Annotated in this window: 26 protein-coding genes; 11 read left to right on the top strand and 15 right to left on the bottom strand. The window is 56.8% G+C overall.

Annotated elements, in window-relative coordinates; translation table 11 throughout:
* The first annotated feature begins 95 nt into the window (after positions 1-95).
* Positions 96-488, top strand: coding sequence for a DUF3301 domain-containing protein (locus tag JOY50_RS08705; RefSeq protein ID WP_019470263.1), 393 nt, complete (start codon positions 96-98; stop codon positions 486-488).
* Here the strand turns inward: JOY50_RS08705 and JOY50_RS08700 are convergent, their stop codons facing one another.
* Genes JOY50_RS08700 through zigA form a run of 3 tightly spaced genes read right to left on the bottom strand, consistent with a single transcriptional unit; the run spans position 489 to position 3,331 of the window.
* Positions 489-1,460: a GTP-binding protein gene (locus JOY50_RS08700; RefSeq protein WP_243055112.1), complete on the bottom strand. Its 972-nt coding sequence runs from the start codon at positions 1,458-1,460 to the stop codon at positions 489-491.
* A 39-nt stretch (positions 1,461-1,499) separates the two neighbouring features.
* Positions 1,500-2,126 carry a DUF1826 domain-containing protein gene (locus JOY50_RS08695; RefSeq protein WP_132846284.1) on the bottom strand — a complete coding sequence of 209 codons (627 nt, stop codon included), beginning with the start codon at positions 2,124-2,126 and terminating at the stop codon, positions 1,500-1,502.
* Complete coding sequence (gene zigA / locus JOY50_RS08690) at positions 2,123-3,331, bottom strand: zinc metallochaperone GTPase ZigA (protein WP_243055111.1); 1,209 nt, start codon at positions 3,329-3,331, stop codon at positions 2,123-2,125. The genes JOY50_RS08695 and zigA overlap by 4 nt, the downstream gene beginning before the upstream one ends.
* Positions 3,332-3,446: 115 nt before the next feature.
* Here zigA and JOY50_RS08685 point away from each other — a divergent pair, with 115 nt between their 5' ends.
* Together JOY50_RS08685 and folE2 are read left to right on the top strand one after the other, a co-directional pair.
* Complete coding sequence (locus JOY50_RS08685; RefSeq protein WP_243055110.1) at positions 3,447-3,827, top strand: glutamine synthetase; 381 nt, start codon at positions 3,447-3,449, stop codon at positions 3,825-3,827.
* Between the two features lie 25 nt (positions 3,828-3,852).
* The gene (gene folE2 / locus JOY50_RS08680; protein ID WP_243055109.1) at positions 3,853-4,758 is read left to right on the top strand and encodes a GTP cyclohydrolase FolE2; all 906 of its coding nucleotides are present in this window, start codon (positions 3,853-3,855) and stop codon (positions 4,756-4,758) included.
* Here the strand turns inward: folE2 and JOY50_RS08675 are convergent.
* Positions 4,742-5,269 carry a DUF3617 domain-containing protein gene (locus tag JOY50_RS08675; RefSeq protein ID WP_019470269.1) on the bottom strand — a complete coding sequence of 176 codons (528 nt, stop codon included), beginning with the start codon at positions 5,267-5,269 and terminating at the stop codon, positions 4,742-4,744. The two genes, folE2 and JOY50_RS08675, sit on opposite strands and share 17 nt — an antisense overlap.
* 132 nt (positions 5,270-5,401) lie before the next feature.
* Between JOY50_RS08675 and cls the strand changes: the two genes are divergently transcribed.
* Positions 5,402-6,841, top strand: a complete 1,440-nt coding sequence (gene cls, locus JOY50_RS08670; protein ID WP_243055108.1) for a cardiolipin synthase — start codon at positions 5,402-5,404, stop codon at positions 6,839-6,841.
* A gap of 81 nt (positions 6,842-6,922) precedes the next feature.
* On the opposite strand, the gene cfaB is transcribed toward cls, so the two are convergent.
* Entirely contained in the window at positions 6,923-8,107 is a 1,185-nt protein-coding gene (gene cfaB, locus JOY50_RS08665; RefSeq protein ID WP_019470271.1) for a C17 cyclopropane fatty acid synthase CfaB, read from the bottom strand.
* 207 nt (positions 8,108-8,314) lie between these two features.
* Here cfaB and lpdA point away from each other — a divergent pair, with 207 nt between their 5' ends.
* A complete protein-coding gene (gene lpdA, locus JOY50_RS08660; RefSeq protein ID WP_243055107.1) occupies positions 8,315-9,715 on the top strand; it encodes a dihydrolipoyl dehydrogenase in 1,401 nt (466 codons plus the stop codon).
* 336 nt (positions 9,716-10,051) lie between these two features.
* Here the strand turns inward: lpdA and JOY50_RS08655 are convergent, their stop codons facing one another.
* A complete protein-coding gene (locus JOY50_RS08655; RefSeq protein ID WP_243055106.1) occupies positions 10,052-10,684 on the bottom strand; it encodes a hypothetical protein in 633 nt (210 codons plus the stop codon).
* Positions 10,685-10,797: 113 nt separating this feature from the next.
* The gene (locus JOY50_RS29240; protein WP_405045975.1) at positions 10,798-11,064 is read right to left on the bottom strand and encodes an antitoxin Xre/MbcA/ParS toxin-binding domain-containing protein; all 267 of its coding nucleotides are present in this window, start codon (positions 11,062-11,064) and stop codon (positions 10,798-10,800) included.
* Positions 11,065-11,272: 208 nt separating this feature from the next.
* Between JOY50_RS29240 and JOY50_RS08650 the strand changes: the two genes are divergently transcribed.
* Entirely contained in the window at positions 11,273-11,497 is a 225-nt protein-coding gene (locus tag JOY50_RS08650; RefSeq protein WP_243055105.1) for a hypothetical protein, read from the top strand.
* A gap of 69 nt (positions 11,498-11,566) precedes the next feature.
* Here JOY50_RS08650 and JOY50_RS08645 read toward each other — a convergent pair whose 3' ends face one another.
* Positions 11,567-11,989 carry an antitoxin Xre-like helix-turn-helix domain-containing protein gene (locus JOY50_RS08645; protein ID WP_243055104.1) on the bottom strand — a complete coding sequence of 141 codons (423 nt, stop codon included), beginning with the start codon at positions 11,987-11,989 and terminating at the stop codon, positions 11,567-11,569.
* 354 nt (positions 11,990-12,343) lie between these two features.
* Here JOY50_RS08645 and JOY50_RS08640 point away from each other — a divergent pair, with 354 nt between their 5' ends.
* The 3 genes from JOY50_RS08640 to JOY50_RS08630 all read left to right on the top strand — a co-directional run bounded on the left by JOY50_RS08640 (position 12,344) and on the right by JOY50_RS08630 (position 14,158).
* Positions 12,344-12,619 (top strand): metal/formaldehyde-sensitive transcriptional repressor, encoded by a 276-nt coding sequence (locus JOY50_RS08640; protein WP_243055103.1) that lies wholly within the window; start codon positions 12,344-12,346, stop codon positions 12,617-12,619.
* Between the two features lie 20 nt (positions 12,620-12,639).
* Positions 12,640-13,542, top strand: a complete 903-nt coding sequence (dmeF, locus tag JOY50_RS08635; protein WP_243055102.1) for a CDF family Co(II)/Ni(II) efflux transporter DmeF — start codon at positions 12,640-12,642, stop codon at positions 13,540-13,542.
* A gap of 283 nt (positions 13,543-13,825) precedes the next feature.
* Positions 13,826-14,158 (top strand): DUF2790 domain-containing protein, encoded by a 333-nt coding sequence (locus JOY50_RS08630; RefSeq protein ID WP_243055101.1) that lies wholly within the window; start codon positions 13,826-13,828, stop codon positions 14,156-14,158.
* A gap of 71 nt (positions 14,159-14,229) precedes the next feature.
* Here JOY50_RS08630 and JOY50_RS08625 read toward each other — a convergent pair whose 3' ends face one another.
* From JOY50_RS08625 to JOY50_RS08595, 7 genes are all read right to left on the bottom strand, one after another.
* Positions 14,230-14,685 carry a DUF411 domain-containing protein gene (locus JOY50_RS08625; RefSeq protein WP_243055100.1) on the bottom strand — a complete coding sequence of 152 codons (456 nt, stop codon included), beginning with the start codon at positions 14,683-14,685 and terminating at the stop codon, positions 14,230-14,232.
* Positions 14,675-15,457, bottom strand: coding sequence for a cytochrome c (locus JOY50_RS08620; protein ID WP_243055099.1), 783 nt, complete (start codon positions 15,455-15,457; stop codon positions 14,675-14,677). The genes JOY50_RS08625 and JOY50_RS08620 overlap by 11 nt, the downstream gene beginning before the upstream one ends.
* A gap of 9 nt (positions 15,458-15,466) precedes the next feature.
* Positions 15,467-16,597: a copper resistance protein B gene (locus tag JOY50_RS08615; RefSeq protein WP_243055098.1), complete on the bottom strand. Its 1,131-nt coding sequence runs from the start codon at positions 16,595-16,597 to the stop codon at positions 15,467-15,469.
* Positions 16,587-16,916 carry a hypothetical protein gene (locus tag JOY50_RS08610; protein WP_243055097.1) on the bottom strand — a complete coding sequence of 110 codons (330 nt, stop codon included), beginning with the start codon at positions 16,914-16,916 and terminating at the stop codon, positions 16,587-16,589. Before JOY50_RS08610 ends, JOY50_RS08615 begins: the two co-directional genes overlap by 11 nt.
* 14 nt (positions 16,917-16,930) lie before the next feature.
* The gene (locus tag JOY50_RS08605) at positions 16,931-18,772 is read right to left on the bottom strand and encodes a copper resistance system multicopper oxidase (protein WP_243055096.1); all 1,842 of its coding nucleotides are present in this window, start codon (positions 18,770-18,772) and stop codon (positions 16,931-16,933) included.
* A gap of 184 nt (positions 18,773-18,956) precedes the next feature.
* Positions 18,957-19,163 (bottom strand): co-regulatory protein PtrA N-terminal domain-containing protein, encoded by a 207-nt coding sequence (locus tag JOY50_RS08600; RefSeq protein ID WP_243055095.1) that lies wholly within the window; start codon positions 19,161-19,163, stop codon positions 18,957-18,959.
* Between the two features lie 249 nt (positions 19,164-19,412).
* Positions 19,413-19,772: a co-regulatory protein PtrA N-terminal domain-containing protein gene (locus JOY50_RS08595; protein ID WP_243055094.1), complete on the bottom strand. Its 360-nt coding sequence runs from the start codon at positions 19,770-19,772 to the stop codon at positions 19,413-19,415.
* 197 nt (positions 19,773-19,969) lie between these two features.
* On the opposite strand from JOY50_RS08595, the gene JOY50_RS08590 reads away from it, so the two are divergent.
* Together JOY50_RS08590 and JOY50_RS08585 are read left to right on the top strand one after the other, a co-directional pair.
* Positions 19,970-20,647, top strand: coding sequence for a heavy metal response regulator transcription factor (locus tag JOY50_RS08590; RefSeq protein ID WP_243055093.1), 678 nt, complete (start codon positions 19,970-19,972; stop codon positions 20,645-20,647).
* Positions 20,647-22,053, top strand: a complete 1,407-nt coding sequence (locus tag JOY50_RS08585) for a heavy metal sensor histidine kinase (protein WP_243055124.1) — start codon at positions 20,647-20,649, stop codon at positions 22,051-22,053. The genes JOY50_RS08590 and JOY50_RS08585 overlap by 1 nt, the downstream gene beginning before the upstream one ends.
* Positions 22,054-22,087: the final 34 nt, after the last annotated feature.

The following is a 22,087-nucleotide window of genomic DNA, read 5'->3' as shown; positions in this document are numbered from 1 at the left end:
AGGATTGTGCGCAGCGCAGTATGAACTCGATTGCCACCTGTACGACAGGCCAGGGACGCAGTTAAGCTGGATCTACCTGTTTGGAGCATATGCAAATGTTGACCCTGGAGAACGTCCTCGTCCTGATGCTGGTAGCCACGGCAGGCGCCTGGTTGTGGCACAACCATGGGTTGCGCGAAAAAGCCCTGGAAAGGGTCAAACAGCACTGCGCCAAGCTCGACCTCGAGCTGCTCGACGATGCTGTCGCACTCAAGCGCATCGCCTTTGTCCGTGATGCCAATGGCCGCAAGCGCCTGGCACGCATCTATGCCTTCGAGTTCACCGTCACTGGCGAGCAACGCCACCCCGGTACCGTGACCCAGTTCGGCGCGCACAGCGTGCAGATCGAACTGGCGCCCTACCCGTTCGAAATCAAGACCCCGCCACGCACCGACAACGTCATCGAGATGCAGCAGTGGCGCCAGGAACACAATCGCTGGCGCAACTGATCAGCTGACGCGGCATTCGCTCAACCCCGCTTGCAGTGTGGGTTGCGATTGCGGCTGATCAAAAATCAGCTCGATGCGGCTGTCCCTGCGCCAGTCACTGGTCTGCCACACGGGCATGTCACCATTGAGCCCATTGAATGACCGCCATCCTTCGACGCTGTGGATAACCCCTTTGGCACGCCGCCATGGCCAGGTGCGTAAGAACGCCTGTAGCCGCTGTGGATAAAACTGCTGTGCGGGATGCCAGCGCCAGCCAATGCTCCAACCTCCCTCCCCCTCCTGGGCAAGACAGATCGGCTGGCTGGGGTCTGTCCACAATATTGTTGGGGCACTCCCAAGATTGTCGACAATCTGGTTTTCCTCAAATGGGCTGTCGACAATCTGTAGGAGGGCGCCAGGAAGGCTTGATAACGGTACCTGACCCTGTACCGACCACATCACGTTCTTGTCGTTAAATTTATTAGTTATCAACAACTTAGATTTTTCATCCACAGCCTCTGACTTGTTGAAAACCACGTATTCAGACGCGTTGAAAGCCTGCTGTTGGGCCTCCGGAAGCGGCTCGTTTCGCGCCATGGATTGCGCATCGACAACCATCAACAACGGCTGAATTGTCAGCACTCCAGTCCACGGAGCCTGTTTCAGCTGAGCAAGCAGCTGCAACGGGTGACCCAGACCAGACGGCTCGATAAACAGCCGGTCAGGCCGGGATTTGCGCAACAACCGGCCCAGGCCCACCTGAAACGGCATGCCGTTGACACAACACAGGCAGCCCCCTGCAACCTCGCCGATGGTGATGCCGTCCTCGTCACGGCTGAGCAAGGCCGCATCCAGGCCAACCAGGCCGAATTCGTTGATCAATACCGCCCAGCGTTCGTTGCCTGGGCGCTGGGCCAGCAGATGACGGATCAGGGTGGTCTTGCCGGCGCCCAGTGGGCCGGCAATCACATGGGTAGGAATGTTCTGCAGCATGGGATGGCTTCAGGCGGGGTGATGGCTCACTATGCGCCGTCAGGCTAGCCAGTCAAGGCTGAGCAGCAGGCGCCCCTGCTGGCCCGAGGGCGAGCGGTGCACCAGGCCTGCACCTTCGTTGCCCTGCCACTTCTCGCCCTTGAGTACGGCCACTTCGCCCACGCTCAGATGCTGAATGTTATCCACAGGTGGTAGGGATGTGAGTAACTCACGGCGCGGGCTCTGATCCTCTCGCAACCACTCGCTACCCGGCCCCGCGTAGGTAGTGAGCAGCCGCAACGGAACGTTATCCACATGAAAGCGCGGGCACATGGGCCCAGCCAGTACCCGCAGACGCAAACCCACCCGCCGCGCGCCAACCAGGCAGGTGTACGCCCCCACCAACCAGGCCACATCGGCCACGAATGCTTCGTAACCGTGCAAGTCCGCCGCTTCGCGCAGCAAATCCGACAAAACCGGCATGTGCTGCTCGTCCACATCGATTACGCGCTGATCAGCCAAAGTTTGCCCTAGGCTGACAACCACCGCGGCGAAATCCTCCAGCTGCGGCGGCAAGCGCCGGCGCCACACCGCCATGTTTACGCCGTCCTGCAAAACGTCAGTCAACACCAGCGGCGTTTCGCCAAACACCTGAAAGATATCCACAGCCTTGCGCGCCGGGTTCATGCTGCAGACTCCTGGTGCCAAGGGCCAAATGGATCGGGCAAACGCAACCAGCCCATGTGCCCCAAATCCATTTGATCATCTGTCAACAGGCACGCATCAAGGTCTGTGGATAATTTTTTGAAGTCGATATTCTGCCCGATGAACACCAGTTCCTGCCGGCAGTCACCGGTCTCGGCGGCCCAGTGCTTCAATATCTCGGCAGTGTTATCCACATCCTGTGGCCACTGCTCGCGCGGTACAAAACGCCACCAACGGCCCGCCAGGCCGTGGCGCATCATGCCACCTGCCTGGGACCAGCTCCCGGCTTCCTGGTACTTGCTGGCCAACCAGAAAAAACCCTTCGAACGCAGCAGACGACCATTGCTCCAAGGCTTGTGGATAAAGTCAAAAAAGCGTTGTGGATGAAGCGGTCGCCGGGCCTGCCAGGTCGTGGCCGCAATACCATACTCTTCAGTCTCTGGCACATGCTCGCCACGCAACTCCTGCAACCAGCCAGGCGCTTGGGCAGCCTGGTCGAAGTCGAACAGGCCCGTGTCCAGGATACGCGCCAGCGGCACCTGGCCCATGACCATAGGCACGATCTGCGCCCGGGCGTTAAGGCTGCGCAAAATGGCCATGAGTTCTTCGCGCTCGTGCTGGCTGATCAGGTCGATTTTGCTCAGCAACAGCACATCGGCGAACTCCACCTGCTCGATCAGCAGATCACTGATCGACCGCTCGTCCTCTTCACCCAAGGTTTCACCACGGCTGGCCAGGCTGTCTGCTGCCTGGTAATCGCGTAAAAAATTCAGGCCATCGACCACAGTGACCATGGTGTCCAGGCGCGCCATGTCGGAAAGGCTGCGGCCCTGCTCGTCGCGAAAGGTGAACGTCTCGGCAACCGGCAGCGGCTCCGAGATACCGGTGGACTCGATGAGCAAATAATCGAAGCGCCCTTCTTCGGCCAGCCGCGCCACCTCTTCGAGCAGGTCTTCACGCAGTGTGCAGCAAATGCAGCCGTTGCTCATTTCGACCAGTTTCTCTTCAGCGCGGTTGAGGCTGACGTTGCGCTGCACCTCGCTGGCGTCGATGTTGATTTCACTCATGTCGTTGACGATGACCGCGACCCGCAGGTTGTCGCGGTTACGCAGCACATGGTTGAGCAAAGTGCTCTTGCCGGCGCCAAGGAAGCCAGACAGCACGGTGACAGGGAGACGATTGGACATGGCGAAACCTCTTCAGGCGAGCGCATTCGAAACGATGCATTGCACAATGTTATAAAGTAACAATACAATTTCGCCAAGCCGTTCTCGACGGACGAGTATTCACCGGGGATGAAAAATGAATCTGCCACGCGCCATGGTGTTGCTGTTGCTCACCATGCCCACTTCGCTGTTCGCCATGCCGAAGAGCAGCATGTTGGCGGTGTGTACACGCAGCGCGACACTGCTTGCCTGCCAGGACGGTAAGGGCAGTTATTACAGCGTGCGCAGCGCAGGCAGCACGATCTACCTGCGCGGCTACGACTTCAGCAGCCGGCGCCTGTGGGCACAAACCAACAGCCTTTATGGCACGTTGACCTTTTTTACCGGCCTGGCCAGCGATGGCGAAGCCTGGGTGGGTTACAGCCGTCGCGTTGGCTGGACCACCCTGAACCGCGTATCCAGCTCCAGTGGGCAGCGCTTTAAGCTGCATTGCAGCTTGATCGGCGGTTGCCACTAATGCCTCTTTTTGTTTGGAAAGCCAGATGACCCAGCTCAAGCTCCCCGACATCGCAGCACAAACCCTGGAGTACACCTTGCCTTTGGACTGGGTGGGCATGTGCGGGATCGCCGTGCCAGTGCAATTCGAAGGGCGCACCGTAGCTGCCAAAGTGGACGCAGGGGTAAGCCTGGTGGATGGCAGCTCACGCGGCATCCATATGTCTCGGCTTTACCTTGCCCTGGGGTCGTTAGAACATCAGCCACTCTCTGTGCTGGCAATCAGGCAGCTATTGGCGGATTTCTTGAGCAGCCATGAAGGCCTTTCCTCTGCCGCCTACTTGCGCCTCCGCTTCGAGCATCTGCTGAAAAGGCCGGCCTTGATCAGCCCATTGGCAGGCTGGAAAAGCTATGCCGTAACGGTCGATGCAAGGATAGAAAATGAAATGTTCCACGTGGAACTATCTGTTTCCGTCCCTTACTCCTCGACCTGCCCATGCTCCGCTGCACTTGCACGGCAGCTGATTCAGCAGCAGTTCCTGGGCGATTTCAGCGCGGAGCAGGTCGAAAAATCCGCTGTCTTGCAGTGGCTTGGTAGCGCCGAAGGTATTGTGGCGACGCCCCACAGCCAACGAAGTACCGCGCACATCCAGGTACGGCTGTGCAGCAATCAGCACGTTTTACCCATCACCGAGCTGATCAACTGCATTGAGACAAGCTTGGGGACAGCTGTGCAGACCGCGGTGAAACGTGCGGACGAGCAAGCCTTCGCCTTGGCCAACGGGCAAAACCTGATGTTCTGCGAAGACGCCGCCCGACGCCTGCACAAGGCGCTTCGGCAAATGGAATGGAGCACGGCCTTCAAGCTGCGCGTGGAACATGCAGAAAGCCTGCATGCCCACGACGCCGTCGCCACCAGCCAATGGCAATGGGACGTCAGGTGCGCGGTTTGACCGTGCCGCAGTCATTGCTCAGCCACACCGCACGGGTGTTCATGCTGCCTTGCTGCTGCACACCCGAAGCGTTGAAGGTACCACTGACCTGCGTGGTGAATTCCCGGTCACTGAGGAAGGTGGCCTGGCCAGTGCCCTGTGCCTTGGGGCAGCTGAACTGAAACTTCCACACATTACCGGTACGGTCGGTAATCTTTTGGGTGCAGCCAGACTTCGGGTCCTGCAGCGGGATGTCGTTGGTTGCCACCTGCTCTGGCGTCAGGCACGAACGCACGCCGTTACCACCAACCGTCACCCCTTGTTTGGCCAACACCCCTTCCATCATCGCGCGCTGCTCTGGCGGCAGGTTTTTCAACTGGCCGAGCATGAACTGCATGTCGGGTAACGGCTTGCCATCGACCTGCATGTTGCTGGTAGTCAGCTCCCACAAACCTGGTTGCAGCACCTGGGCATGCACCAGCGGGCTGCTCATGGCCAGGGCCAACGCCAACAGTGGCAGACGAATCTTCATGGACGATCGCTCCTGATAAAAACCGGCCAAGCGGGCCGGGCTGAACCTTGGACGCCAAATCCACCTTCGGGTTGCAAGGCGGACCGGGAACGTGTTCTGTTACCTCAAGTGTACTCGGCAAGCAGGATGCATATGGATTACCACAGCCCCTACTTTTTTGGTTACCTACTCGGACTGATTCACCTACTGGGTATCGTCGCCGCACTGCACGCGATCTTCACCGTGCGTACCGCCCAAGGCGCCATCGCCTGGGCCATGCCTTTGGTCTTCATCCCCTACCTTACCTTGATCCCTTACCTGATCTTCGGCGCCCGCTCGTTCTATGCCTACATCAAGGCCAGGCGGCAGGCCAACCAGGAAATGCACGTGGCCATGGCCAGTCTCAACTGGCGGCCTTGGGTGGAAGAAGCCCTAACCGCACGTGAATCAGAAAGCTACGCAGCCCTGCGCGCCATGCCCAAGCTTGGGCGCATGCCCTGCCTGGCGAACAACCAGGTGAAGTTGCTGATCGATGGAAAAGCCACGTTCGATGCCATCTTCGCCGCCATCGAAAAAGCCCGGGATGTGGTGCTGGTGCAGTTCTTTATCATCCATGACGATACCTTGGGCAAGGCATTGCAACAGCTGCTGCTGCGCAAGGCTGCCGACGGGGTACAGGTGTTCGTGCTCTATGACCGCGTGGGCAGCCATGCATTGCCAGCCAGGTACAGCCAGCAGCTGCGCGACGGTGGTGTACAGATTCATGCCTTCGCCACCCGCCGCGGTTGGTTCAACCGCTTCCAGGTAAACTTCCGCAACCATCGCAAGATCGTGGTAGTGGATGGCCTGCTGGGTTTCATCGGTGGGCACAACGTGGGTGACGAATACCTCGGTGAGCACCCTAAGCTTTCCCCTTGGCGTGACACCCATGTGCAGATCAGCGGGCCGGTGCTGGCCTGCCTGCAGGAGTCGTTCGCCGAGGACTGGTACTGGGCCACGCGCCAGCTGCCGCCGCTGATCCTGCCGGACACCTACCCGGATAACGGTGTGCTGTGCCAGGCCTTGGCCAGCGGCCCCGCCGACCCGCAGGAAACCTGCTCGTTGTTCTTCCTCGAAGCGATCCATTCCGCTACCCGACGGGTGTGGATCACCAGCCCCTACTTCATCCCGGACGAGGCAGTGTTCGCCGCCTTGCGCCTGGCGGTGCTGCGCGGGGTCGATGTGCGGGTGCTGATCCCGTCACGGCCAGACCACCGGGTGGTTTATGCCGCCTCCAGCCTGTTTGCCTTCGAAGCGGTGCGCGCGGGTGTGCGGATGTTCCGCTATCAGCCGGGCTTCCTGCATCAGAAGGTGGTGCTGGTGGATGATGATGTCAGCGCGATCGGCAGTGCCAACCTGGACAACCGCTCGTTCCGTCTGAATTTCGAGATCACCCTGCTCACCGTCGACCGCAACTTCGCCGACCAGGTGGAGAAGATGCTGATCAATGACTTTGAACAGTCCCGGGAAATTACCGCGGAGGACACCCTCGACACTCATCGACTGCAGCAATTGGGGATGCGGATTGCACGGCTGATTTCGCCGATTCTTTAAGCTAAGCAGTCTGAATGTGGGAGCGGCCTTGCGGCCCTTTCGCGACACAAGGCCGCTCCCACAAAATCCGCATCTACATGCTTAGCGATACAGGTCTTCGCGCGTCCAAGGCAGATCGTGGTGGCCATCCGCATAAGGCTTCACTGCCAAGATCTGGTGCAGGTTGATCCAGCCCTTCTCAAAGGCATATGCACAACCTGCAAGGTACAGGCGCCAGATGCGCAGGGTCTTTTCCGGCACCAGCGCCGCCGCCTTGTGCAACTGGTTCTCCAGGTTTTCGCTCCAGTGGTGCAGGGTCTTGGCGTAGTGCAGGCGCAGGCTTTCCACGTCCACCACCTCCAGCCCTGCTTCACAGATGCTGGCGCTGATCATCGACAGGTGAGGCAGCTCGCCATGGGGGAACACGTAGCGGTCGATGAACTCACCTGCACCACGCCCGACCGGGCGGCCATCGATGTGCTTGGCGGTGATACCGTGGTTCATCACCAGCCCCCCTTCCCTCACGGCGCCGAACAATTTCTGGCAATACAGCGCCAGGTTGGCATGCCCGACATGCTCGAACATACCCACGCTGACAACCTTGTCGAAGCGACCGTCTTGAGGCAGGTCACGGTAGTCGAGAATCTGCAGGTCGACTTTGTCAGCCAACCCTTCGGCCTTGACCCTCTGCCGGCCAAGCTTGAGCTGCTCTTTACTCAAAGTGATACCGAATACCTTGGCGTCATATTCCCGTGCAGCGAAGCGCGCAAGGCCACCCCAACCACAGCCAACGTCCAGCAGGTAGTCGCCGGCATTCAGGCGCAACTTGCGACACAGGTGATCGAACTTGTCCTGCTGGGCCTGATCGAGCGTGTTATCAGCCTCGCGAAAGTAAGCGCACGAATAGGCCATGTCCTGATCCAGCCACAGCCGGTAGAACGCGTTGGAAACATCATAGTGATAGGAGATGGCTTCAGCGTCAGTACGCTTGTCATGGGCAAGCCGAGTCGGCGAAGCCTCTTCGAGATCAGGCAACAGCGCCTCGCTCAGCTCATCGCATACCCGGATGGCTTCACCGATATCGCCTTCCAGCTCCAGCTTGCCTTCGACGAACGCCGTGCCCAACTGCTCCAGGCTCGGGTGCGTCAACTGGCTGATCAACTGTGGCTCTTTGACCAGGATGGTGACCTGCGGGCTAGGCCCCAGATCGAACTGGTTACCGTCCCACAATTTCAGCCGCAGCGGCAGATGCAAACTCTGCAGTGCAGGTGGAAGTTGCGCGAGCATGAACAACCCTCCTATCCGTGTTTGACTACGACGCCTTAAATTTCGAACGTCGCCGGATCAGAGTAGTTCATTGGTGAGATGTTTCCTCTAAACGAGACCAAGGTCTAGAACCAACGGGTCTTATACGCGCAGCAGATTGTATACAATTCTTGCATCTCAGCTTAACCTTGTGCCCCTCTCGCGCTTCTACATCCTGGAGTTGAACCCATGAAATCCTACGACGTGGTGATCATCGGCGGTGGCCCTGGCGGCTACAACGCAGCCATCCGCGCTGGCCAGCTGGGCCTGAGCGTTGCCTGCGTGGAAGGCCGCTCGACCTTGGGCGGCACTTGTTTGAACGTGGGCTGCATGCCCTCCAAGGCACTGTTGCATGCATCCGAGCTGTACGAGGCCGCCAGCGGTGAAGAGTTCGCCCACCTCGGTATCGAAGTCAAGCCCACCCTCAACCTCGCCCAGATGATGAAACAGAAGGACGAGAGCGTGACCGGCCTGACCAAGGGAATCGAATACCTGTTCCGCAAGAACAAGGTCGACTGGATCAAAGGTTGGGGCCGCCTGGACGGCGTCGGCAAGGTTGTGGTCAAGGCTGAAGATGGCAGCGAAACGGCGCTGCAAGCCAAGGACGTGGTCATCGCCACCGGCTCCGAGCCCACTCCTCTGCCGGGCGTGACCATCGACAACCAGCGCATCATCGACTCGACCGGTGCACTGTCGCTGCCGCAAGTGCCCAAGCACCTGGTGGTCATCGGTGCCGGCGTGATCGGCCTTGAGCTGGGTTCCGTCTGGCGCCGCCTGGGCAGCCAGGTCACCGTCATCGAATACCTTGATCGCATCTGCCCGGGTACCGACACGGAAACCGCCAAGACCCTGCAAAAGGCACTCGCCAAGCAAGGCATGGTGTTCAAGCTGGGCAGCAAAGTGACCCAAGCCACTGCAAGTGCCGATGGCGTGAGCCTGACACTGGAGCCTGCTGCCGGGGGCGCCGCAGAATCGCTGCAGGCCGATTACGTGCTGGTGGCTATCGGCCGCCGCCCTTATACCAAGGGGCTGAACCTTGAAAGCGTGGGCCTGGAAACCGACAAACGCGGCATGCTCGGCAACGAACACCACCGCACTTCAGTGCCCGGTGTGTGGGTGATTGGTGACGTCACTTCCGGCCCGATGCTGGCGCACAAGGCCGAAGACGAAGCGGTAGCCTGCATCGAGCGCATTGCCGGCAAGCCCCACGAGGTCAACTACAACCTCATCCCAGGCGTGATCTACACCCGCCCGGAGCTGGCCACCGTGGGCAAGACCGAAGAGCAGCTCAAAGCCGAAGGGCGTGCTTATAAAGTAGGCAAGTTCCCCTTCACCGCCAACAGCCGCGCCAAGATCAACCACGAGACCGAAGGCTTCGCCAAAGTCATCGCCGATGCCCAAACCGATGAAGTGCTAGGTGTGCATCTGGTGGGCCCAAGCGTCAGCGAGATGATCGGTGAGTTCTGCGTGGCCATGGAGTTCTCGGCCTCGGCAGAAGACATCGCCCTGACCTGCCACCCCCACCCGACCCGCTCCGAGGCCTTGCGCCAGGCAGCGATGAATGTGGACGGCATGGCGATGCAGATCTGAGCGGAGCCGCCAGGTTGATGCAGCCGAATCGTATGTCTGGGTGCGCTGTTTACTAGGCATCAGAAAGCAAAAAGCCCTCCTTGTGGAGGGCTTTCGTGGATGCTGACAACATAGATTGACACAAGGCCCCTTGAAAAATGAGGCCTGTAGCGCTTTGGGTACAGATAGTAGCGCCAACATAGATTGACACAGCTGACTAGACAGTACGAAAAACTGGGCTCGCGTAGAACAACATAGTTTGACACAAGCATGAAAACGCTCGTTCCTCACCTCGTTCAGTAAGCGCTGGCTGCCCGAGATTGGCCTGCTTGTTGATGCCAAGACGTTCAGATCGAGTCAGGTCCCAGAGCTCAGAAAATCGGCGCGAAGTCGAGCTGCGAGCTTAATTCTCCAATCTTCGACTACCAAAGTAGGCAGTGCTATGGCGTTCGCGCGATCGGTGATCGCACCTACAGCACAATACAGGTTGTCTGCGAGGTCGTTGCTGGCACACATCCCTATCTTCGAAATTAGGTCTATGGTTTTCTTCGGCAGAGCTTTTGCGTTCGCCCAGTTCTGCGGCCATTCATGACGATGCTTGAAATAGTTTGCGGCCGCGCTGGCAGTTTCCTGATGGCTGAGCCCAGAAGCACTAATTGTGGCTTCCAGTCGAAGAATTGACGACTTGTTTACTTCATTGCCGTGCAAATTGTAGATGTGATTCACAATGGATACGGTCTCAGTGATGCCCGCTTGCAGCAGCACGAACATCGCCCCAAGGTGGACACCCACCTCGTCGTATAGCAGCTCTGCGGTTGTGTCCCAGAAACGTCGACCTGGATCACCGATCCTCCGTACGTGATCAGAATGTTCCTCCTGAGCTAGCTCCACCAAGCTAACCTGCTTCCTGATCACACTCGCCAAGGGAAAGTGATACAGCAACTCTTCCAGATCCTGCACCGCTCTTGTTGTACCGAGTTGTGTATCCAATGTGCCTCCCAAAAACCACAATCCACTGTGAAGGAGGATCTACACCCAACTCAGTCCTGATGCGGTTTAAGCTAACATGAGGTGCAGCCCCCACCAATCGCAATTCACTCACCCTAGCAGTAAACGCCGTACTCAATCCGCATGAGATGGTCGCAGACCTGGCGATAGCCTTGAGCGTCATCCAGAAGGCCACAGGGACTCCTGCGGCCTAGCCCAACTGCTGGCCGCATGAGCCATTCATTAGCTATGCGTTCGTCACCCAAGACGTGTGCCGCCAAGCTCTGGACCTGCCCTCGACGCGCAACGGAACAACGGTACTGTCCGCTCCAGCAACGGGGAGCAGCGGAAGAACAAGGACCGAGCAGGTCAATCGAAAGCATATGGCCTCCGTTATCATGCCGAACGCAAGGGTAAGACATACCTTACTGCAGCTGTAGGCTACACACGTCGTCGATGGATGACTGGTACCCAGCGGGGATCTGAGCTTGGCCACCGGGACCCACCGGCGGCGTTCAACCCAGCGATCTCGTCGACAACCTCTTCGAGGACGATTATGTAGGATCCTCAGCTCGAAAGGCTCCACAACGCATGGTCTTCGAGGTGACCTTCCTGGAGTCGGATGAGGACGGATCGACGAGCAAGGTCACGATGCGCTACACCTACGACCGCAATCGTCATTTCGCCCTTGTAGAGCAAAAAGCAGCGGCCAAAAGATTTTGCGTTCAATGGGATCGCGCCCAAGCTGTCCAAGAGCGCCTCTACAAGCTTGAGAGACTACTCGCCGAGGGCTGCCGCAGGAAAAGGTCGCTGTGATCCTAGCCACCATGCCCCATGAATAGATGGCGCTTGCACCACGGCTGCAACTCGTAGCCTGATTTGATCCTAACTGTTGATATGGCTGGTTACCTGACCAGCCATAACATCGCCGCAGTGAAGCTGCTCAATGCGTTTGTAAGTTTCATATAGCGAAATCATGTCGCCTTGAGCCATAACGTCAAGCGGCGAGCGTCCTTCAAAAAATGCATTGAAATTTCTCAGACTTGCGAATCCCTGGACGTTCTCTGGGTTGCTAAATATGACGCGTAACTGTGCATGAATGCCAAGCACCAGGCCGATCCTTTGCTGCTGATCCAAATCAAGCCGCGACCCGCAAGTAGCTTCTCGTGATGCTCTACGAAAGGTGGAAGGTGAAATCCTGAGAATTTTGCATGCCTGACCAGGTGTAGCGCGCCAAGTGCTCACAATTCGAAGCGCTACCTTGAGGCCAATGCTTGATTGGTTCTGTGTGAGTGGCCCGCGGCTCATTTTCTGATCCTCACGTGGTTTCAGACGAGCTTACCGCTCTCTCATGGCGGCACAAATCAAATAACTACGCCATCCGGGATTAGTGGAGCTGCACCGTCTGCCCAGACTACTCCGTCAGGACTGAAACGAACGAAGGGTCTCACAGCGCTCAGGACGGAACGCTCACGCGGCTACACCAAAGTCGAGACCATCAACACGTCGCCAACCTGCCGAGGCTGCTCAATGATAGACCCTCGTGCTCGCGTGGCACTTGGCTCTGGAAGCTTCGCTGCTACGGTCCTCCGACCTTTCGCCAAGCTTGCATAGGCATAGGGGGTACTCCTATCATGCTTAGATTACGATAGGGGGTACTCCATGGGTCACATCGCAGCAAATAAGGACGATCTTCTTAAACGAGTTAAACGCATCGCCGGACAGGTCCAGGCCATTGAGCGGGCGCTGGAGTCTGATTTGGATTGCGCCAAAACGCTGCACCTTGTGGCCGCCACCCGCGGAGCTATGAACGGATTGATGGAAGAAATCATTGAAGACCACGCGCGGGAGCATGTCGCTAACCCCGCGCTGAGCGAAGAAGAGCGTAGCAAAGGCGTCGAAGAGCTTCTTGAAGCCATTCGCCGGTACTCCAAGTGAACGGATCCGGATATACGCACATGAGCAGCACCAACATCAACCACACACACGACCACGTGTTCCTCGGCTCCGCGCATGACGAAAATGCCAAACGCACGCTTTGGGTCGTGGCATTGACCGTCGTAATGATGGTTGGCGAGATCACCGCAGGCTATTTCACGGGTTCGATGGCTTTATTGGCCGATGGCTTTCACATGGCAACCCATGCCGGTGCGCTGGGCATAGCGGCGTCCGCATACGGATACGCAAAAAGGCACGCTTTCAGCCAGCGCTACAGTTTTGGCACGGGAAAGGTGGGGGACTTAGGCGGGTTTGCCTCTGCCTTGATTCTCGGCATGGTCGCCCTGGGAATCGGCATTGAGTCTGTAATGCGTCTCTTGCAACCAACGGACGTTCAGTTCGGTACCGCTACGCTCATCGCGATTGCCGGTTTGGTCGTCAATGTTGTCAGTGCCCTGTTGCTGGGTCACGGCCACAGTCATGATCATGATCATGACCACCACGGGAACGACAACAACCTGAAATCGGCATACATCCATGTCCTTGCTGACGCACTGACTTCGGTACTCGCTATTGCTGCACTGCTCGCCGGCCGGTATCTGGGATGGGCGTGGCTGGACCCGGCTATGGGCATCGTAGGTGCGATCGTTATTGCGCGTTGGGCCTGGACCTTGATGAAGGTTACTGCAGGGGTACTGCTGGATCAGACAGACGTACATGTGGCCGATGAAATTCGCGAACTGGTTGAGAAACCAGGGGATGTCACGATTACGGATTTACACGTTTGGCGGATTGGGCCACAAGCCCATGCAGCGATCGTCAGCGTTGTTGGTAAAGCCACTGCGAATGCCGACAGCATTCGAGAGCGTATCAAGCCGGTTCACGAAGTCAGTCATCTGACGGTCGAGTTTCGATCGGTCTGAAAGCTACCTCCCATACCCTAGGCGTGCAACCAACAACCTGATAGCAGTGTGCCGACCAGTCTCCCACCGCAGCCGACTGCTAGGTCAGCAGTCGGCATCAACTCTGCTCACCTAACAACACGGCACAACGCAGAGCACGGCGTGGCCAGTGCAGGTGGCTAACCAAATCAACTGTCGATCCCGGTTTTCTGTTGGGAAGGCTTACCTAGATGTAATTCCCCGATCATTTAGCCGACAGGTCTACCCGCTTAAGATTCAATCACACCAGATCGGAGTGATGAACATGAAAGCTTTCAAAAGCATTGCCGCGTTGTTGATTCTAACTGCTTCCTCGGTGGCACTGGCTGAGGGGGGCTCAGACCGCCTGCATGGCAAAATGATCCAGGCAAATGAGCAAGCAATGCGGGCGTATGCCGCCGCCAATGGGAAAAGCCAACCCGAGGTTACCCACTATCGCTACGGGATGAAGCTCGACGTGGCAAAAGTGATCAGCGTGACCTCGAAAAATGGCACCTGCGACGTGATGCCGGCACAGATGAACTATGAAGACTCATCTGGAAAGCTCAACATCTTGGAGTACCGTACATCAGGCACTGGTTGCCGGGGCCAGAATTGAGGAATCCAGATGGTCCCACGCCCAACGAAAACGGCGCCTGTAAGGGCGCCGTTTTCGTTGGCTGGCAGGGTTTATTTGACAGGATAATCTGCAACTACGCGATCTTCACCACCCGTGGTAAGGCCTATGACCTTGTAGGCATGACTAACGCCATCTACCTCCATTCCTGGAGAACCAGCAGGCATTCCAGGCACGGCGACGCCTACCAAATCATTCCGCTCTGTAAGCTGTCGGATCTGCTCGGCCGGTACATGGCCTTCAACGAACTTTCCATTTATCACTGCGGTGTGACAGGAAGCTAGACGCGGCGCTACCCCTAGCTTCTGCTTCACGGCACTCATATCGGCTTCAACATGGTCGACGACCTTGAAACCATTTTGCTCCAAGTGAGCAATCCACTTTTTACAGCACCCGCAGTTTGCATCCCGGTGCACATCGATAGAGGTTGGTACGACTGCATTCACTGATGGTAACGCGAGAAATGCAGCAAGGCCTGCCAACCTGATGAATCGGTTCTTAGCTGCCATGGATATGCTCCTTGCCGTCACTGTGAGTATGTGTTTTTGGAGCAGGCTCGGAGTGATGGTCACTGCCAACTTCAGCGCCGTCCTGGGTGCCATGATGGCCATCTTCAGGCTTGGTATCGGCTGGTTGCGCATGATGCGCTTCTGACTGCGCCCTATCATGATGATCTTTTGCAGGGGCAGCCTCGCTGTGACGTTCACCGTTAGCCTTATCGTGCTGGCCTTCATGATTGTGCATGTCACTTTCCCCACCGCCGTGCTGATGGCCGCCACTGGTTGCTACCAACGCTTTGTACTGCTCGGCGTTCATCTGCGGGAGCTGATCCAAGAAGGCGACAATTCCCCAGATGTACTGATCACCCATGCTCTTGCCCCAAGCCGGCATTCCGGTGGCTTTGATGCCGTGCTTGATAGTCCAGAACGCAGCGGCTGGATCTGCACTAACACCAATCTTGGAAAGGTCGGGCGGCGACGGGTAAAGCGCTTGGCTAAGTTCGGTCTTATCCACCCCTGGAGCGAGGTGACAACCAATGCACATGGCATTGTAGTTTCCGGCGCCGGTACGAATGAGGGCTTCATCCTTTAGATTCGGTACCTCAATATCCTTGGCACGAACTTCGATGGAGCGATCTCTGGCCATGGCGAGAAATGCATGCACCGCCGGGAAATGAGGATCGTCAGCGCCGACGTTGAACAGACCGAAATAGGCGGCGCCCAAGACAGCCGCACTGCCCACGGCGCTTGCTGCTAGCAACGTTGTAATTATTTTCTTCATGTCAGGTTCTCAGAACCACATCCGAATGCCGGCAACGAAACGCGCTTCACTCACATCCCCGCCTTCGTCTTGAATCAGGTCTGCAGTTTTGCCGTAAGAGCGGCCCCAAGTGACACCTATGTAGGGGGCGAACTGGCGGACGATTTCATACCGCAGACGCAGACCTACCTCAGTATTGGCAAGACCCGAACCGAAACCCCGCTCAGGGTCATTTTTGCCATAGAAGTTAGCTTCGGCGGTGGGCTGCAGGATCAGGCGATTGGTCAAAAGGATGTCGTAGTCGCCTTCCAAGCGTGCAGCAGTCTGGCCATTCTCACCGATGAACGCAGTGGCTTCTGCTTCGAACGCATACAGAGCCATACCCTGAATGCCAAAAGCAGCCCACGTCTGGGGAGACTCTGGTTGGAAGTCCTGACGCACTCCGGCAACAACATCCCACCATGGACCAATGGATCGGCCATAAAGGAGCTGCAGCTCGGCATCCTCGGTTACACCATTTGTTCGCTCGCCCTCGGAGCGAATCCAAAGGCGGTTAATGTCGCCGCCAACCCATCCAGAGGCATCCCAAGCCAGGGTGCTGCCTTCGTCAGCGTCCTGATACTCCAGCTGATCTAACAAGAAGAAGCTGTGAATGCCGCTATCGTGAACCTCATGACCGCCCAGAGGGGGGAAAGCCGCTTTGCGGTCCGCATCCGTCAGGACAGGAATGGGGGTCCGACTGGCCGCAGTAGGTGCATCAGCGGAACCGTGGTTCATCTTCGAATGATCCATGGTTCCGTGATCCATCCCTTCCATGCTCCCATGGTCCATCTTGTTGGGGTCCGCGGGGGTAGGCTCCACCTTAGGTTGACCATGTCCCATCTTGCTGTGATCCATGGTGCCCATGCCTCCCTGCATGGCGCCGTGATCCATCTTGCTATGATCAACAGGGGCAGGCTTTGTCTGCTGCTTGCTCGCCCCCATCTGGCTGTGATCCATACTCGGCATTGGCTTTTGCGAAGAGTCAGAATCCATTTGCATGGATCCATGGCCCATTGCCGAATGGTCCATTTCTTCAGCCGCAAAACTGGGTGCCCCACCTAGTGCACTGAGCGATACAGTCAATGCCAAGAGCGATGGTCGTGCCAGCCTATTGGTCATCTTTCCCTGCCTTAGCTTTGTCGCCGCCCTGCGATTCCTTCATCTTGCTGTGATCCATGCCCTCCATCGAGCCATGGTCCATTCCTTCCATGGAGCCGTGATCCATACCCTTCATGGAACCATGATCCATGCCTTCGGATTGCTTACCCTGCGAACCCTTTGTTTCGGGGGTGGTTTTCGCTGGATTAGTGGTATCAGCAGACTTCTGGGTATGTTGGTCATGGTTTTCACCGGACCACGAGGGCGGGGCATAAACTGCCAGAAGCCCTACCATGGCTGCAGAGAAGAAAAATGCGCTACGTTTCATTGGTTTGTTCATCTCAAATCTCCAGTTCATTCGTCCACACGGACTTCTCGGAACATGCCCATTTCCATGTGGAGCAGTAGGTGGCAGTGATAGGCCCAACGACCCAAAGCATCCGCAGTTACGCGGTAACTTCGTTTAGAGCCAGGCGGCATGTCGATGGTGTGTTTTCGAACCATGAAATTACCGTTCTCGTCCTCCAGGTCACTCCACATGCCGTGGAGGTGGATTGGATGCGTCATCATGGTGTCGTTAACCAAGGTGATGCGAAGCCGCTCGCCATATTTGAGACGCAGCGGCTCGGCATCTGAAAATTTGATTCCGTCAAAGGACCAGGCGAATTTTTCCATGTGCCCAGTGAGGTGAAGCTCGATTGTTCGACCCGGCTCGCGGCCATCGGGGTCAATAAACGTGCTTCGCAGATCTGCATAGGTAAGGACACGACGGCCGTTGTTACGCAGCCCGATGCCTGGATCGCTCAACTTGGCTGTTGGCGACATTGTCTGCATGTCGACCAAGGGATTGTTAGTCTCCGAAGCGGGGTGAGCCTGCATGGCGCCGCCCATTCCAGTCATGCTGTCATGGCCCATACCAGCCATCTTGCTGTGGTCCATGCCGGCCATGCTGTCCTGACCCATACCAGCCATCTTGCTGTGGTCCATGCCGGCCATGCTGTCCTGGCCCATCCCAGCCATCTTGCTGTGGTCCATGCCAGCCATGCTGCCGTGGTCCATCCCACCCATACTGCCGTGATCCATGCCCATATCGCTCATCGAGATTAGAGGGCGTGGATCAACGGCTGGTACTGCAGCTTGCAGACCTTCGCGCACGGCCAAGGTGCCTCTGGAGTAACCAGTCCGATCCATGGATTGCGCAAAAATGGTGTAAGCCTGGGCGTCGTCTGGCTCGACGATGACATCGAAGGTTTCGGCTACTGCGATTCTGAATTCATCCACCTTCACCGGCTTGACATGCTGCCCATCGGCTGCGACTACAGTCATTTTCAAACCAGGGATACGCACATCGAAGTACGTCATGGCGGATGCATTGATGAAGCGCAGACGGATCTTTTCGCCCGGCTTGAAGATGCCCGTCCAGTTACCGTCCGGAGCCTGGCCATTCATGAGATAGGTGTAGGTATAGCCACTCACGTCGGCCAAATCGGTGGGGCTCATTTTCATCTCAGCCCACATCTTCCGGTCTGCCACTGCGGCCGACCAGCCCATCTCGCCTACGTCATTAACGAAATCGCCTACCGTACGCTTATGGTGGTTGTAATAGTCGGACTGCTTCTTAAGTTTGGACAGAACCCTGGCAGGGTCCTCATCCGTCCAGTCGCTGAGCAGCACGACATAATCTCGCTCGTAGGTGAACGGCTCGGGCTCCTTCGCATCGATGACCAATGCGCCGTACACCCCGATCTGCTCCTGGAGACCAGAATGGCTGTGGTACCAGTAGGTGCCGTTCTGATGGACCTTGAACTTGTACTCATACATGCCATCAGGTGCAATGCCATGAAAGCTCAGGCCAGGCACACCATCCATGTTCGCCGGCAGAATGATGCCGTGCCAATGGATAGAGGTGTCCTGCTTCAAGCGGTTTCGTACCCGAAGGGTGACCGTGTCACCCTCGCGCCAACGAAGAATGGGACCGGGCAGCGAGCCGTTGATTGCCATTGCCGTGCGAGCAGCTCCGGTAATGTTGACTGGCAGCTCACCGATGTACAGATCAAAATCGCTCCCTGTCAGCACGTTAGCTTGGCCAGGGCTGGTCACCGCCCACACCGGCGTGCGCCACATGCCCAATCCACCCAGTAATCCAGTGGCGGCCAGGCCTTTAACGAAGGATCGTCTCGTGGTTTTGCTTTGCATGCCGTAGTGTCCAGTGAGTCAGGTAATTCGCTAATATCCAGGCCTGCGCGACGTCGCAGCACCCCGTTTCCTAAGAACTCCCCCAAGCCTTGTGGATTTCAGAAGCACAAGCAGCGGCGGGAATGAGCACTCTGAAGCTGCCACATAACAGATTCGTGAGTGATTACATTTCTGTAAGCTCGACTCAGCAGTTCTCGTGGTTGGTCTCTCGGTGCGCTTTAGCAGCGACTGGAACGGTGTCCTTCTTCTGCTGCGCAATTTGATAGGCCTGCATAGACGATTGGCGAGCTGCCTCCATCCTTGCAAAAGTACGGTCGGCACCACCTTCAGCTAAGGCAACGCCGGCCAAACCAAAAGTGACCATCATCACAAGCGCTTTCATCAAGTTCATTCCTAGTCCCTCTGTAGTCGGTTGGGGCCAATGGGTAGGCTTGGATTCAACATTAGCCAACCCTCGCTTTCAGGTAGCTGAGCTCGACGTTACAGTTCTGTCAGCTTCTAGCGTCCGTGAAATCTCATAGGTTCTTGGCCTTTCGAGAGGCTGATGAAGGAAGACCGGCGCCACTCGTCACCCAAAAAAACGGCGCCGAGAGGGCGCCGCAAGGCCAAGGAGCAGAGGGGAACGGCCGGGAAAAGTGGATTACGGATGGCACTCCCTGTCTGTCATCATGAGTTTGTGTTCACGGACCATCTGAGCAAGGACGTCGTCTACCAACTTGTCGTGTGTCTCCATCCATGTGAGATGTTCATCCGTTGTCATGCCTGATTTAGGGTGATCCTGATGCAACTCGCTCATCAAGTTCTGCAGCATAGACATGTGTTCTTTCATATGAACGTGCCGTTGGCTGGGGTCGGCTTTCTCCGCCTTGATCAACACAGCCTCGGCCTTGTCGCGAAGTGACTGAATTCTTTCAAGCGCACGGTCGCTTCCACCTTCGGCAAACGCAGCTGACGATAGCAGCATCGCTGTAGCAAGAATCATGGGTTTTAGGGATTTCACAGGACGATCTCCATCAGGTTGTCAGGGTCACTGCTACCGCTAAACGACAGACACCGTCGATTGAAATGCCTGTCATAAATGACCGTAGCCGGGGCTCCCTGACAGCCGCCTGATGCCTAAATTACTTTTGCGTCAGGTTCTAGTTAGGTGGCGTTTTTGCTGCAAACTGGGCATGTACACCTTTGGGGTTGGACCACATGAAATTACTCGTAGCTGAGGATGAACCGAAAACGGGAGTCTACTTACAGCAGGGGCTGGCAGAGGCAGGTTTCACCGTTGACCGAGTCCTCACGGGTACCGACGCTCTTCAAAATGCACTGAGTGAGAGCTACGACCTGTTGATCCTCGACGTCATGATGCCGGGGTTGGACGGATGGGAAGTCCTGCGGATGGTTCGCGCTGCAGGTAAGGACGTCCCGGTCTTGTTCCTGACAGCTCGGGATGGCGTGGACGATCGAGTGAAAGGCCTTGAACTGGGCGCCGATGACTATCTGATCAAGCCCTTCGCCTTCTCGGAATTACTGGCTCGGGTACGAACATTACTACGCCGGGGAACCAGTGCCTCAGCCCAAACCACCATGAAGATGGCAGACCTTGAGGTCGACCTTCTTAAGCGCAGAGCCACCCGGAACGGCAAGCGAATCGATCTAACCGCCAAAGAATTCTCTCTTCTTGAGTTGTTGATGCGCCGACGCGGCGAAGTGCTGCCCAAGTCCTTGATTGCTTCGCAGGTTTGGGACATGAACTTCGATAGCGACACGAATGTGATTGAGGTAGCAATTCGCCGGCTACGTGCAAAGATCGATGACGATTTCGCTCCGAAGCTTATTCATACCGCGCGAGGAATGGGTTACATGATGGATGCGCCGGAGTGATGCTATCCCAATCTTCGCTGGTCAAGCGTCTGACCCTTATGATCATGTTCGCGGTCATTTCGGTATTGGTGGTCGCAGGCATAAGCGTCAACATGCTCAGCCAGCATCACTTCCGCATGCTTGACGAGCAGGCACTATCCGAGAAACTGGAATCGACCAGGCACATCCTTTCAATTCAAACGCCCGGGACGAGCCAGGAGGAGCTGCGGGAACAGCTGCGCGCATTGCTGGGCGCGCACCAAGATCTGACGGCGGAGATTCTCACCTCGGACGGTGGCGTACTGTTCTCAGATCTCAAAACCACCAAAATCCCCGATCGATACAAGGGTGCGGGGAAGGACAATATGTGGGAGTGGCAGGAGACATCCCATAATTTCCGTGGCGTGACCTCTCCCGTTCAGATCCAAGGGGATCCCGCCCCCGGTACCGTCATGCTGATGCTGGATGTCACTAGTCATGCTCACTTCTTTGAAACGCTGCAACGGTGGTTCGGTATCGGCCTGGTCATTAGCGCATTGGTCAGCGCGGCATTGGGCTGGGTGGTAGCAAAAAGTGGGTTGCGTCCCGTCGAGCAGATAACGAAGGTTGCGACATCCATGTCGGCGAGATCACTCCAAGAACGCATTCCTTTGGAGCCTGTGCCACTAGAGCTTCAGGAATTGATCTTGTCTTTCAACGGGATGCTTGCACGTCTGGAAGATGCGTTCATTCGTCTATCCAACTTTTCGGCCGATATAGCACATGAGCTAAGAACGCCGGTGAGTAATCTACTGACACACACCGAGGTGGTGCTGACCAAAAAACGCGATGTGGTCGCGTACGAGGAGAACCTTTACTCGAATCTGGAGGAGCTAAAGCGAATGTCTCGAATGATCGATGACATGCTCTTCCTCGCCAAAGCCGACAATGGCCTTATCATTCCTGAACAAGTCGATATCAAACTCGAAAAGCTAGTGGCCAAGCTCTTCGATTACTACCAATTGGTGGCGGAGGATCGGGGTATAACGTTAACCCTTCAAGGAAAGGGTGTTGTCTCAGGGGATAGACTCATGATCGACAGGGCTCTTTCCAACATATTTTCGAACGCCATGCGGTACACCCCCGAAGGCAGCTCAATCTCGGTGGAGATCGAGCAGACCGCTGACACCGTGAGCGTCATTACTCGAAATGGGGGGGCGACCATTGCTCCAGAACATGCCAAGCAAATCTTTGACCGTTTCTTCAGGGCCGACCCGGCTAGACGGGAAGGAGGGCCCAGCAACGCCGGCCTCGGCCTTGCGATAACCCGTTCCATCGTCGAAGCCCACAACGGACGTATATGGTGTGCCTCGGAGAAAGGTGAGACGGCATTCCACATTACTTTTGCCACCGGGAAGCGGCCGATTAATGATCGTGCACACCATTAATGCCAGGCTAGTTGATTTAACCTGCACTGCCGAT

The sequence above is a fragment of the Pseudomonas sp. BP01 genome (assembly GCF_022760795.1).
Lineage (GTDB): Bacteria > Pseudomonadota > Gammaproteobacteria > Pseudomonadales > Pseudomonadaceae > Aquipseudomonas > Aquipseudomonas putida_Q.
The sequence above is the reverse complement of the archived record's forward strand: the minus strand, read 5'-3'. Positions and strand labels throughout refer to the sequence as shown.